This is a genomic window from Gracilibacillus boraciitolerans JCM 21714 (assembly GCF_000521485.1).
In the GTDB taxonomy this organism is placed as follows: domain Bacteria; phylum Bacillota; class Bacilli; order Bacillales; family Amphibacillaceae; genus Gracilibacillus; species Gracilibacillus boraciitolerans.
Genome location: NZ_BAVS01000005.1, coordinates 17,665 through 31,495, shown reverse-complemented (window position 1 = coordinate 31,495; position 13,831 = coordinate 17,665). Strand labels below are relative to the sequence as shown.

Sequence of the window (13,831 nt, the reverse complement as noted above, 5' to 3'; positions counted from 1 at the left end):
TACGTAAAATAATCAAAAGAAGGATGTAAGTACCATGTACGGATTCCGACACTTATGATGAAAAGAAATGAAGTTAACGGTTGAAATTTGCAATCTACTTCTATATAATGTATCAGAGACTTGTGAAAAATAGATATTCGTTATATTCATAAATATATAGGAGGCAAATATGAGCTTATTAGCTTTAACGGTATGTTTTATTATTTCCGTTATCATTACACCATTTGTTATAAAATTTGCTATTCGAATTGGAGCTGTCGATCAACCAAACGAACGAAAAGTCCATACGAAAGTAATGCCGCGTTTAGGTGGCTTGGCAATCGTGATAAGTTTCTTTATCGGATTCTTTATTTTTAACCCTGGTATGATACAGGCCTGGCCAATGCTTGTAGGTGCATTGATTATTACAGCGGTTGGTTTCCTGGATGATTTATATCAACTCAGTGCCAAAGTAAAGCTATTAGGACAAATTATTGCCGCAACCGTAACCGTGATTGGCGGTGTCCAAATGGAGTTTATCGTATTACCATTTGGTGAAAGAGTGGAATTCGGACTATTCACCATCCCGATTACGATTATTTGGATAATAGGGATAACCAATGCAGTCAATCTGATTGATGGATTAGATGGTTTAGCTGCAGGAGTTTCTTCGATTGTCCTCATTACAATAGCAGGTATGGCAATGGTTATGGGCAATGTCTATATTGGTTTTATCGCACTGTTATTACTTGGAAGCACATTAGGATTCCTAGTCTATAACTTTAATCCTGCCAAGGTGTTTATGGGGATACGGGCTCGTTATTCTTAGGATATATGATTAGTGTATTAGCTATTACCGGTTTATTTAAAAATGTGACATTCTTATCCATTCTTATCCCAATAATTGTGTTAGGTGTACCGATTATGGATACAGTCCTTGCGATCGTCAGAAGAAAAATTCAACATAAACCATTAATGGCCCCGGATAAATTTCATCTTCATCATTGTTTGATTCGGATGGGCTATTCTCACAGACAAACGGTAATCTTTATTTATGCGCTTAGCTGTCTGTTTAGTATCGCTGCGATTGTATTTAACCGTTCCACCGTATGGGCTCTACCGTAACGTTATTTTTACTGCTTATCGTAATTGAACTAGTGGTTGAAGTGACTGGTTTAATTAGTAAAAATTATCGTCCGATTTTAAATTTTGTCGATAGTATGAAAATAAGAAACAAATAATAGAAGAAGCCTCGTCCCAGGACGAGGCTTCTTCTATGTGTTTATGTGTTATTGAAAGGTATCTAATGCCAGCTGAGCTGTTTGTAATGCATCTCGTTTTAATGGCTCCACATGATTTTTTAATAGACTGTGATAATCGTCAACATTTTCATACACATCATTTACAATCTCATACAGTTCGTTCTCAGACCAATTACTCTCATTTACATTAGCACCAATCGGCTGGTTAACTAATTGTGCAAAGGAATCTATTTTCGGATCATAAGAAATGGCGACAAAAGGAGTATGCGACAGACTGGCAAATATCAGAGAATGAAGACGCATGCCAATCAGCATACATGAAGCAGCGATGATCGAAATTTTTTCCTCTAACTCCAATTCTACTGGTACGTGTCGAGCCTCTGTCTCCATATACCCCCCCATAACTTTCTCGCAGTCTGCCGGTCATCTTCTCCATGCATCGGTACAAAGAGAATCTCCGTCCCCTTCTTTGCAAAACGATCACAGACAGCAGCTAATTTTCTGATAAAGTCTGTTTCAACTGGCCAGTCGCGAACGCTAATGGTAATAAAATCAGCTGATAACGATTGATCTGTCAGCCATATACTAGCTTGTTGCTTTACAGCTAATCCGAATACAGCATCTGGTACAATGTCAATCGGCTTCTTTAGACCAATCTCCTCTAATAACTTCTTTGAATCGGCATCGCGAACCGTAATCTGATCGCTCTTATTTAGAGTGGAACGTGTCAGCCATTTCCCAACGCCCCATCAATCGGTCCCATGCCCTGTGCATAAACAAAAACAGGCTTTCGGTAAAACTTAGCAATTCTCATCACCGCTGTGTAATAAGGAATCGTCTTCCAACCGGTTTTATCCTGTAATAAACTGCCGCCGCCACTAATCAAACCGTCAGCATTTCGAATTGTTTTAGCAATAGCCTTGATATCCCAACGATTAACCGCTTCTACATGATACTTAGCAGCTGTTGATTCAGGGTTATTCGATAAGACTACAATACTCACGTCTGGTTGCAGTTTGCGAAGCGAATCGACAATTGCTTGCAGAATTGCTTCATCTCCCGTGTTGTCAAATCCAAAGTATCCTGACATTACAATGCGCATTAGTCATCACCCCCATACCTTAGCTAGTTTTTTACTTCCCCCATTTAAAGATGTAAATAAGGATTAATCCTATTATTAAGCCGATCACTAAGCTATATCCTGTACGAATGATCGAAATATATATCGGAATGTGCAAATGACTAAACGTATTCACGATCGATAAAAATCCAATACTACCAGGAATCAGTAAGTACTTACCAAAGCGTGGATGCTTACCAATCACATAAGTCGCTAATATAAATAATGGAAACCCAATCAGAAATTCCTTCGTTCTAGGTCTGACATACAGCCATTCCTCTAATCGTTGACGCACAATAATCTCAACGTCAGCTGCAACACCTTCATTACCTGTCCGAGTAATGTAATAATAAAAACCAATACCAACAATACTTAGGACAATAAGGTGCCAATATTTTACTTGAGCATTTGAAATAACGTGAACGACTTTTTTCATTTCCGCGGCGAAGTTGCTTCTCATATGGTGATAAAAACGATTCAATGGCTGCCATAATGCCCATAACGCTAAGAAGACCATTGGAACAACGTAAACAAGAATCACTCCTCGGAATTGCGCAAATCCAGTGATAAAGGAATCGCCATTTAAGACTCCGATCATAATTGTGATGCCGATGACACTAATAGCAATTGCCTGAAGGTAAACTAACATAATCCCCCCCTTCATGGTTGTTGTCCCATCTTTTGCAGCTAAAGTAGCATAAATCGCTGTAAGAAGTGCGATAGCAAGACCAAATGCTTGTAGGCTTGCTAACAGGCCTGTACCTAAGTACATCCCAGCGAGAAGCGCCATCACTATCGATCCTGTGATTCGAATCCATGTTTTCTTCATCACTTCTAATGAAAGATAAGTGAATGCGATACCGGCGAGTAATACAGAAATCATCGACCAGATCGGAATTTCAATATCCTGAAACGGCTCAGGTTCCCCGGAATGATAGTTAGTGGGGGGGATGTGACTGTTTAATCGATTAAGAAATATTTCAGTGGTTTCTAACCTATCGGAAGCTTCTCCTATACCCGGTATATGTAAAAATAGAGAACGAATATTACGTTCCTTTACAGCCCTAACTGCTCGTTGAACAGACTCGGCAATGGCATCAGATTCAATGGTCATACTGTGTAATCGAATAACATCATAGTCAAGTTCACTAGCAAGGGTTGCTAAACCATCCTGATAAGTGAATTCAATGGAATAAAAATCGAAACCAGCTTCATTTAATCGATTGGCATAGGTTTGTATGTCAGCTTTCTCAGGATATCCAATAACTTCTCCTCCTGAGAATAATAAGGAAGAAGTGTCATCATTTTTTAAATCAATTATATTATTTATCGTTTCATTATTGTTAAGTTCTGTGTTCTCCACACGAAGCACATATTCAAAACCATAGTTACTAACTTCTTCTATTAATAATTGGTTATAACCTAGATAATAATTGAAAGCTGATTCATCCGATAATTCTTCGCCGTTTTCATTATTACCTTCCTTATTGATACCTAAAGATTTTAATTCATCTTCTATATATTGTTCTTCATCGATAAAATATAACTCCTCTGTTCCAATATTGATTGTAATCGGATGGAACTCGCTAACTATTTTATCGTCATAATAATCTTCTGAAGGTCTTGTTATGTAAAAACCATCTTTGTCTTCCACAAGGTTATCAGCATCTTCATGAAAGCGCACAATATCCTCTAATTCTCTCTTTTCATACTTACTAATTATATCAAGACTTGACCATTTAGCTAATGAATCAGGTGTAAAAGATACGGTTGTAAGACCCGCATCGTGTAATCTAGTCAGCGTTTCTTCCAACGATAGATCATCTTCCTTTGTTAAATCATTAATCTCTTTAAACGGGATGATCGTATTATATGTATCATTACCTGTCTCGACATTCCACCTTGCTAACACACCAGGAATAGATAAAAGCGTCAATATAATAATGATGAGCCATAACCAATATTTTTGTTTCAATTTTATACTCCCTTTCTATACCACCTATTCATTATATTTTGATTATGTAGTTTATTTATTCACATAGGACTAAAAACTTACAAATAGGTTTCAAAAACTCAAAAGCTATTATAACAGATATTAGGTGAAAATAGGCTATAAAAAAAAGGTAATCGATAAATTGTTACAAGGATGAGGATAAACTATCATTAAATATGACAATTTATTTACGATATAAATAAATATATGAATAAATAGTTAGTTAGTTATTACTTAAAACCTACAAAATATTACAAAAGTCCTTGACAATTAATCATATTCTCAGTAAACTACTATGTGAAGCACTAATTAGCTTTATATTTGCTTAACTTCGAAACTATTTTCATTGTTTAATTACATAGGTTAATAGTTTCAGGGATCTCAAGCGAATTTTTATATCACGAGGAGGAATTTAAATAATGACAATTTCCAAAAAGTCAAAAGTATTTGCAACATCGATCACTGCAGCTGTTGCAGCTACAGCAGTAGTGCCATCAGCATTCGCAGCGTCTTTCCCAGATGTTCCAGCTGATCACCCAGCAGCGCAACAAGTAAGTGATCTAGTTGATGCAGGAGTCGTAGTTGGTTTTCCAGATGGCTCATTCAAACCAGGTGACTCTATAACACGTGAAGATGCTGCAAGAATGGTATCTGCTATCTTAGAACTGGATGCAGTTAATGCACAAACAGCAGACTTTCCTGACGTAAATCAAGATGCATGGTATGCTAAATATGTTAATGCTCTTGTTGAAAATGATTTAATTGATGGTTTGCCAGATGGTACCTTCGGTGTTGATGAAACATTAACTCGTGCTCAATTTGCTAAAATTGTAGTAGATGCGTACGGATTAGAAATGAAATCTGTAGATCATCCATTTACAGATTTAAAAGAAGATGCATGGTATAACAAATATATCGAAACACTTTATGCAAATGATCTAATTAAAGGTACTACACCAACAACTTTCTCACCAAATGACGAAATTAAACGTGTAGACTTCGCTCTATTATTAGCTAATGCTGATTATAAGTATGGAACACTTTTGAATTCGCTACATGAAGCAGTTGTAAATGTTGAGAGTGTAAAAGCAATTGACAGTACTACTATGGAAGCAACTTTCTCAGGTGAATTAACTGATCAAGAAATTGCTGAACTTACATTTGAATTTGATCCAGCGTTGGAAGTAACTAACGTTGAACGCAAAGCAGATTCAGAAGTACAAACTGCAGCAGCTGGTGATGCAACTACTACAGTGGTATTAACTACTGAAGAACAAGTTGCTGGAACTGAATATAAGCTTGTATCAGTAAATGGTGATGAATTAGAAACTTCTGTTGAAGTTGCGCCAGTACCAGCACCAGAAGTTGAATCTGTAAGTGCGATTGATGATATTACAGTAACTGAAGGTGATGATGTAACTCTTCCAGAAATGGTAGAAGTAACTTACTCTGATGATACTACTGAAGAAGTTGCAGTAACGTGGAACTCTGATGAGTTTGACTTCTCAGAAGCAGGAACTTATGAGTTGACTGGTACTATTGAAGGATCTGATCTTACTGCATCTGTAACAGTTGTAGTGGAAGCAGCAGTAGTAACTCTTGAAGTTGAATCTGTAAGTGCGATTAACACTCAAGGTCAAGAATTATCACTTGATGCAGTAACTGTTACTTCGACACTTGAAGTTAACTTTGGTGAAAAAGTAACTGAAGAGTCGATTAACATTAATAACATCCGCTTATTCGAAGCAGATGGAGACGTTCCTGTATCAATCACAGCTAATAACGTGTCACTATCTAAAGATGGTGAAACGGCTTTAGTTGACTTGGATGGTTCATTAGATAAAGACGTTGAATACAAATTAGTTGTTAACAACGTTGAAAATGCGGATGGTGAAGTATTCGCAGAATCAGTAACTAATTTTACTACTTCAACTGACGCTGTAGTTGACGATGTAACTTTTGATACTGGTTTCATTAACCCGAATCCATTAAATGCAAATAGCAACGTAGACGTTGTTACTGTAGAATTCGATGAAGCGTTAGATAGCACTTCTGTTAATGTAACTAATGTAGCTATCTACGATGCAGAAACAGGAAATCGTGTAGCTGCTCAAGTAAGATTGAATGCATCAGATGCTACTGAAATTGAAATTGATCCTACTAATGATCTTCCAGATGGACAGTACTTTGTAACAATAAATAACGTCAACACTTTAACTGGAACTGATGCTGAAGATTATACATTTAATTTCACAGTAAATGCAGACGCACCGTTAAGTGCTGCTTATTCTGCAGAGACATTAGATGGTACTTCTCTACCAGGTACAGTTTGGCCTAAATTAACAGCTGGCGTTCATGAAGCCGATGGCAATGAATACTATGCTGGTCTTCAATTGCAAGTAGATGTAGCTGAAAAGCTAGATGCTGATTCAGTTCAAGACTATGTGCGTGTTGTAGAAACAGATACTGAAGAAGTTGTTGATGCAACTATTTCTTACAATGCAGCTTCTGGAATTATTACAATCGTTCCAAATGCTGATCTTAAAGAAGGCACAGATTATGAAATTCAATTCTTAGGTGGACTGAAGACTGACTTAGGCATTCTACTTGATCCTTCTGATGTAGACGACGTTGACCAAACAATTTCTTTTGATACTTTAGATATCACATCTCCAACTGTTGTGTCTGCTACGTCTGAGGATGGTCTTACATCACTTTCAGTTGATGAAGCACATGATTTCACTTTTGAATTTAGCGAAGCATTAGCTCTAGATGAGACTAACATTGCAATCGTTAAAACAAGTGTTGATTTAGATGATACATCTAGCCCAGCAGCAGGTGATATTTTAACGCCGGTTACTGACTATAGTGTATCTCCAGTACTTGGAAGTGATAATGAGTACACACTTAGAATTGCAAAAGACAAGCTTGAAAGAAATGAAGCTTATAAAATTGTAGTAGTTGGTCAAGATCTAGAAGACCAAGAAATTGTTACTCAAACAGGACGTGTGGTATTGAATGATGGCACATTGGCTGGGAGTAATGGTAACGAACTTGAAAAATCATACGTATTATCATTAACTACGGTTGGTGAAGATGTTACAGTTCCAAAAGTGGTGAATGTATATAATTCATCAACTATTAATGCTGATTTCTTAGTGGATGGCATGTTAACAAATGTTGTTAATGGAGATACATTTGTTTTTGAATTTAATGAAGAGATTCAAAATATCGATAGTACGAAATTTGATCTTCAAGTTAAATCGGGAACAAGATGGGTTACGCCAACGAATGGTGAATCAATCTCTGTTGGTAGCTTGGTAACTTCTCAAGGGGGGGTAGATAAAGGTGTAGATGTAACAGTTAACAGTCCACTTGAAGATGCTACGTACAGAGTCGTTCTTGAAGAAGGTGCTGTAGATGATACAGCTGCTACTCCTAACGAAAGTTCTGAATATGCTTCTTTCGAATTCGTAGGTAGTGAAGGCGACGATAATGCTAATGATGTAGAAGTTCTAATGGGATCTGACGACGGGACAACACTTACTACGGGTACTGCTACAGATGATAGCTTCTATATTACCTTTGAAGAAGAGCAAATCTTTGAGGTGCTTCCAGAGTCAGTAACTGTTACAGATGCTGATGGAAATGAAGTAGTTGGAGAGCTTGAAGAGATTGATGATCAAATTACAGGCATAGGTGCTGGCTTTGCTGGAGATGACAAAGCTTATAAATTTACACCTGAAGAAAGACTATCTAATTCAACTGTTTATACAGTAACTGTTGATGGTGTGAAGGACACAGCTGGAAACACAATTGCGAAGAAAGTAGTGTAATTTGAAACAGTAGCTGCAGGACTTGCGGTTTCAACTGTTAGTATCGAAGATGGAGCAATGACTGTAGATCGCAAAGCGACAATCTCATTCTCACTTAATGCAGCAAGTCCTCTAATCGAAGATGCAACTGCATCTACATTAGCTGTTGCAGAAGGCTCAGTTCGTCTAGTTAATGTAGATTCTGGTGTGAATGGCACTACTGTACCAGTTGTTGAATATGATCTTGTTTCAAGCAATAATAAAGATTATGAGATTCAGTTCTTAGGTGCAAATGATCTTGATCCTAACACTAGATACAAACTTGAAATCAACCCAACAGGTACCGACAACACGGAAACAGTTAACTTTACAACTGGTTTAGCTGCGACTGATGATGTTGCTCCAACTGTTGCTGAACAGGGAACAGTTGCTAATACAACAACTACTTCATCTCAAAGTGTTTCGGTTACAGCTGTTGCTCAACGTGGACAAATTACTTTTAACACTGACAGTATTGCTGTACAGATGAGTGAAGGTCTTGATATCTCTGACGCAACTGTAACACTTAGAAACCTGTCAGATAATACAACAGTTTCACTGCCTGGTTCAAGCGTATTCCTTGCTGATTCTGATGCAGACAGCACTAATGGAGAAGACATTCTAGTTGTTGATCCAGCGGTTAATCTTGATGCAGATTCTACGTATGTACTGAATGTATCTGACGTAAAAGACGCTTCAGGTAATGTAGCTAGCGATTTTGAATTCATTTTTGAATCAGCTGCTGCTCCAGCAACAGTAACAAATTCTGGTGTTCTTGCTTCAGTTTCAAATTCTGTTCAAGGAGACGCTGAAGATTTTGAAAATGCAAATGCAGACATCACAAACGGATCAATTGCAACCGATACAATCACTGTTAATACAGTAAATCCTTCAACAACTATGAATGTTCAAGTAGATAATGGTGACACTGCGGATCAAGTGGCTACAAAAATCCAAGCAGCGTTAACTGGAAATGTAACTGGATATAATGTTGCAGTAAATGGAGTAAATACGAGCCAATTAGACTTTACAGCAACTAGTGCAGGTAACTTGACAGACATTACATTCAGTATTGCTGAACAAGATTATGCGTTAGAAAATACTGGAACAATCTCTGGTGCTGTGACAACACAAGGTGATGATGCAGGTAACGCTGAAGAATTCACAATCACTGTTTCTGATGACGCAGCGGCAGCTGGTAAAGCTTCTATTACAGTAGGTGCTGAAACTTATATTATTGATATTGCTGTAACTGATACTGCAGCTGATATCGCGGATAAAATTGAAGCTGCTATTAACACTGATGGTGTTCCAACAGGGTATTCAGTTGACTCTGTCACAGGAAATAGTTCAGTGGTATTAACGTATGCAAATGATTCAGGTCAGACTGATTTAACGCTTACTGCTAGTCAAGTGGATACAACAGTAGCTGCAGCTGCAGCTACTGTTAGCCAACAAGGTGCGGCTAATACAACTGAAACTCACACTGCAACTTTCACAAACTCACTTGCTACAAAAGACATTACTGTAACGGTTAATGGCCAAGCTTATACAGTTGGAGTTGTTAATGGGATGTCTTCTACTCAGGTAGCAACTGCTGTTGCAAATGAAATTGGTTCAACTGATCCTAATTGGACTGTTACTAATAACTTTAATGGTACTTTGACATTTACATCTAAAATAGCAAATGCAAATGTAAGTGACCTTACTGTTAACGTTACAGAGTAATATTTAGAACTAAATTCACGGGGGGGACGTAAATCATGAATCATTCGAAGTTCGAAAGACCGAAGATGGTTTAAAGGTTTAGTTCTTGAAAATGAAAGCTCCTGTTGTCTCAGAAATGAGATGGCAGGAGCTTTTGCGGATTCACGGGGACGTAAATCATGAATCATTCTAAGTTCGAAAGGCCGAAGGTGGTTTAGCGATTTAGTTCTTGAAAATGAAAGCTGTCGCCTTCAAAAAGTCTATCCGAGTGTTTTGTGCAATCGTAAAATACATAGTTCTGCAACGGGGGGGAATGCAGAGAATTACAACTTGACATGGAGCCTCTACGGGCATGACTTCTAAGCCAAGAAGCCAGCAGTATTAAGGGCTGGCTTTGCCAAAGAAGGCTATCATGCCCGCCTCTCCATGTAAAGTTGGGCTACGCCAAATTCTCTGCAACATTGTGTATTTTTATTTTGCAAAAAACAATCCGAGGAAATTTCACGAGAAATCTCCTTGGATGGGCTTCTTTTTTTCGCTATTTCACAGAGAATTGATGATGCACTAGGAGAGTTTCAGCTGACTAAACTAAAGAGTAGTTAGGAGAGTTAAAAATATGCATGACAAAAAAGCCTTTCTTCTTCGATTTTAAAAAGGCTCACTGTTATTCTATGAATCTATATATTAAGCGATCCGCTTATATATATGGTAAAGGCCATTCATAACCGAAGTTGCTTTGAGCTTTAATTCTTCCGCTTTTACAGGCAGATGCTTTGGTGTAGGGATCGGTGTTTGCCCGGCTAGACCTTGATGTGTCCGGTGTGAGTTGTAATAGTTGTGAATGTAATCGCTAAGCAGATGACGGATGTGCTTTTCATTGATTGGAATAATATGATCGGTGCATTCCCGTTTGATAATACCAATTGCTCTTTCAGCGTAAGCATTTTGCCAAGGTGATTTATATGAAGTTCTTTTAGATTGAATACCTGAAGATTGTAGAAAACGTTGAAATTTAATTGATCTGAATAATGGATCGTTATCATGTATGAGATAAGTGGGGCCTTCACCATAGGGCGTAGCGTTCCTGAATTGCTGCACGACCCATTCTGCATCTGGATTCGTTGTCACATTAAAATGGACGATCTGTCTAGTTTGATGGTGCATGATTATAAGTACATGTAAGATTTTAAAGTTGAACGTTGGAATCGTAAAGAAATCAACAGCCCACGTAACGGATAAATGATTTTTAATGAATGTCTTCCAAGACTGTATTTGTTTTTCAGTGGGTGGCTTTGGCTTGTTTGCCATTTGCTTAATGTATTTGGCAATGGTATTCGGAGCAGGTGCATTAGTAACACCACGAAGTTTGATCTGTTCATGTAACTTTTCGGGCGATAGTGTTGGATTCTCCTTGTGCAGTTTCTCAATTAGAGCAATAATTTCTTTGGAGATAGGTGGCCTTCCAATTTTTTCAGACTTTTTTCTCCAATGAATTTTAAATGCTGTTCGATGCCAACGAATAACTGTCTCAGGTTGTACTTTGAATAGTAGGTCTTTCCAATTGGTTAAGACTTTCGATAATATAACTCATAAATGCTTGAAAACAATATTTTGCTGTTCTTTGGTAACTCGGAGATCCTTTGTTTTTCCATTTCCTTCATCAGTTGACTATGTAATGCTAAGTTTTCTAAACGTATTGCGATATTATTGGCAAAGAAATCGGAAGGTAGCTTCTTTAGTAGAATCATAATTCGAATTTGTTATAATTGATTAGATTCTTATAAATATGGGATTTCAGAAGTCCGAAATGACTCCCTATTTCATTAAGTTGCATTAAATTCGATTGAGAAACTGTGTAATTTATATCTAGTTGTATTGCTGTTTCATCATTTTTAACTCTATAATTGTTACAAAAATAACCAGATTATTAAATTTTCATGTGACATTTTAGGTGTTTTGTACTAAACTAGGATTATAAATCCATATAATAGGAGGATGAAATTTGAAAAGTATTATTTCGTTTTTTACAGTTTTTGCTCTTATTCTTTCGAGCGGGTTAAGTATCACAGCAACCGACATGGACTGTAGTGACTTTGCAAATTGGAAAGAAGCACAAAGCTTTTTCGAGTCTGAAGGGGGGGGTCCAGAATCTGATTCTCATCGTTTAGACAGTAATGGTGATGGACTAGCTTGTGAAAGCTTGCCAGGGTTTGATTCTTCTTATGAACCATATAAAGGTGATAAGGGGGAAACAGGAATCTTCACAGACACTGGTGGCCACTGGCTGAAGCCGATATTGAACTTTTGTATAATTTAAGTCTTATTGGTGGCTATAATGATGGTTCTTATGGTGTTAATAAAAGCATTACTCGTGCAGAAGTAGCAACGATTATTACCCGTCATTTAGATTTATCAGGATCAAAACCCACATTCTCAGATGTTTCTTCGAAACATTGGGCATACTTATCAATTGGTGCTATTGAGAAAGAAGAGATTATGGGTGGTTACAAAGATGGTAGTTTCAAGCCAAATGCCCCCCCAATTACGAGAGCTGAGCTATCTGCATTACTAGTTAGAGCATATGAACTAACTGGAAAGAGTCCTTTATCCTTCTCCGATGTTTCATCTAAGCACTGGGCTAACCAAAGTATCCAAGTACTCGTTAACAATGGTATTGCAGGCGGTTACCCCCCCGACGGAACATTTAAACCAAGCAGTAATGTAAATAGAGCTGAATTTGCTACTTTCTTAGCAAGAATTATAAAAAAAGATAATACGAAAATTGCAGGCGGTGAAATCACCGTCTCCTTTATTGATGTTGGTCAGGGAGACAGCATTCTACTCGAGACGTCTAATGGTAATACGATGTTAGTTGATGGTGGTAACCGTTATGCTGGTGATGAAGTAATTGCACACCTAACCAAAAGGGGTGTTTCAAAGATTGACCTTTTGGTTAATACTCACCCTGATGCTGATCATCTTGGTGGTTTAATTGATGTATTAGAAACTTTCTCAGTTGAAAAAGTTTTAGATAGTGGTAAAGTTCATACAACACAAACATATACTGACTACTTAACATTAATCGATCAAAAAGATATTCCATTTGAAGTTGCTCAAGAAGGACAGTTTATTGAGTTCGATGAGAATGTTATTATCCAAGTTCTTAATTCAACTAATGATAGTAGCGATTTAAATGAGTCTTCTGTTGTATTAAAAGTCATACATGAAGATGTCAGCGTATTACTTACAGGTGATGCTACAATGGAGAATGAAGAAGAGATGATGAAAAAATATAATGTGGATGCAGATGTTTTAAAAGTAGGACATCATGGCTCAAGTACTTCTTCCTCATTAAATTTATTAAGAGCTGTCACTCCTGATAACTCAATCCTTTCCTACGGCGATAACTCTTATGGTCATCCTGATTCTGAAGTCGTACAAAGACTTTACAGTGTTAATGCAGAAATATGGTCCACCTATTATGACGGTAGTATTCTATTAGAAACAGGAGATAATGGATACAGTATGATGAGCGGTGATATGTATTAATGAGAAAATTTATAGTTGATTCCATTGAAAATGAATTGGTGACCCTCCTCTCTAAAGAAAATGAAATGGAACAAGTGGTTGTTGCCAGAAGTGATTTTCAAGAAAATATTACTGATGGGGATGTAATCGAGGCTACTATTAATGAAAAATGCAAAGTAGATAGTTATAAAATTCTCGATGATGAAACAACTACATTAAAGAAAAAAAATGAAGAATTATTAAAGAAGATATTAAATAAGAACAAACACTAGACATTAGAAATAGGGAGCAGACCCACAAAAAAGACAATTGTTTACGTATAGAGAAAAGTCTGTGGGTTTGTATAGATATATAGGGAAAATTGGCGTGTGTATTGTTTATTAAAAGA

10 protein-coding genes and 1 pseudogene are annotated in these 13,831 nt (G+C 37.2%); 6 read left to right on the top strand and 5 right to left on the bottom strand.

Features of this window, described 5'->3' with window-relative positions; translation table 11 throughout:
• Positions 1–169 precede the first annotated feature (169 nt).
• Positions 170–1,220: pseudogene (locus tag JCM21714_RS05390) on the top strand (glycosyltransferase family 4 protein).
• A gap of 48 nt (positions 1,221–1,268) precedes the next feature.
• Here JCM21714_RS05390 and JCM21714_RS22795 read toward each other — a convergent pair.
• Genes JCM21714_RS22795 through JCM21714_RS05380 form a run of 4 tightly spaced genes read right to left on the bottom strand, consistent with a single transcriptional unit; the run spans position 1,269 to position 4,336 of the window.
• Positions 1,269–1,643 (bottom strand): polysaccharide pyruvyl transferase family protein, encoded by a 375-nt coding sequence (locus tag JCM21714_RS22795; RefSeq protein WP_268748295.1) that lies wholly within the window; start codon positions 1,641–1,643, stop codon positions 1,269–1,271.
• A complete protein-coding gene (locus JCM21714_RS22790; protein WP_268748300.1) occupies positions 1,601–1,939 on the bottom strand; it encodes a polysaccharide pyruvyl transferase family protein in 339 nt (112 codons plus the stop codon). Before JCM21714_RS22790 ends, JCM21714_RS22795 begins: the two co-directional genes overlap by 43 nt.
• Positions 1,940–1,968: 29 nt before the next feature.
• A complete protein-coding gene (locus JCM21714_RS22785) occupies positions 1,969–2,343 on the bottom strand; it encodes a polysaccharide pyruvyl transferase family protein (protein WP_268748294.1) in 375 nt (124 codons plus the stop codon).
• Between the two features lie 31 nt (positions 2,344–2,374).
• The gene (locus JCM21714_RS05380; protein WP_035722456.1) at positions 2,375–4,336 is read right to left on the bottom strand and encodes a DUF5693 family protein; all 1,962 of its coding nucleotides are present in this window, start codon (positions 4,334–4,336) and stop codon (positions 2,375–2,377) included.
• Between the two features lie 437 nt (positions 4,337–4,773).
• Between JCM21714_RS05380 and JCM21714_RS05375 the strand changes: the two genes are divergently transcribed.
• Together JCM21714_RS05375 and JCM21714_RS05370 are read left to right on the top strand one after the other, a co-directional pair.
• The gene (locus JCM21714_RS05375; RefSeq protein WP_035722453.1) at positions 4,774–8,190 is read left to right on the top strand and encodes an S-layer homology domain-containing protein; all 3,417 of its coding nucleotides are present in this window, start codon (positions 4,774–4,776) and stop codon (positions 8,188–8,190) included.
• Between the two features lie 57 nt (positions 8,191–8,247).
• A complete protein-coding gene (locus tag JCM21714_RS05370; protein WP_035722450.1) occupies positions 8,248–9,936 on the top strand; it encodes a hypothetical protein in 1,689 nt (562 codons plus the stop codon).
• A 663-nt stretch (positions 9,937–10,599) separates the two neighbouring features.
• Here the strand turns inward: JCM21714_RS05370 and JCM21714_RS05365 are convergent.
• Positions 10,600–11,223, bottom strand: coding sequence for an integrase core domain-containing protein (locus JCM21714_RS05365; protein WP_052000405.1), 624 nt, complete (start codon positions 11,221–11,223; stop codon positions 10,600–10,602).
• Between the two features lie 694 nt (positions 11,224–11,917).
• On the opposite strand from JCM21714_RS05365, the gene JCM21714_RS05360 reads away from it, so the two are divergent.
• From JCM21714_RS05360 to JCM21714_RS05350, 3 genes are read left to right on the top strand one after another with little or no spacing between them, the layout of a single operon-like run.
• Complete coding sequence (locus JCM21714_RS05360; RefSeq protein WP_035722449.1) at positions 11,918–12,232, top strand: excalibur calcium-binding domain-containing protein; 315 nt, start codon at positions 11,918–11,920, stop codon at positions 12,230–12,232.
• Entirely contained in the window at positions 12,220–13,464 is a 1,245-nt protein-coding gene (locus JCM21714_RS05355; RefSeq protein WP_052000404.1) for an S-layer homology domain-containing protein, read from the top strand. Before JCM21714_RS05360 ends, JCM21714_RS05355 begins: the two co-directional genes overlap by 13 nt.
• On the top strand, positions 13,464–13,715 hold the full coding sequence (locus JCM21714_RS05350; RefSeq protein ID WP_035722442.1) for a DUF3006 family protein: 252 nt from the start codon (positions 13,464–13,466) through the stop codon (positions 13,713–13,715). Before JCM21714_RS05355 ends, JCM21714_RS05350 begins: the two co-directional genes overlap by 1 nt.
• Positions 13,716–13,831: the final 116 nt, after the last annotated feature.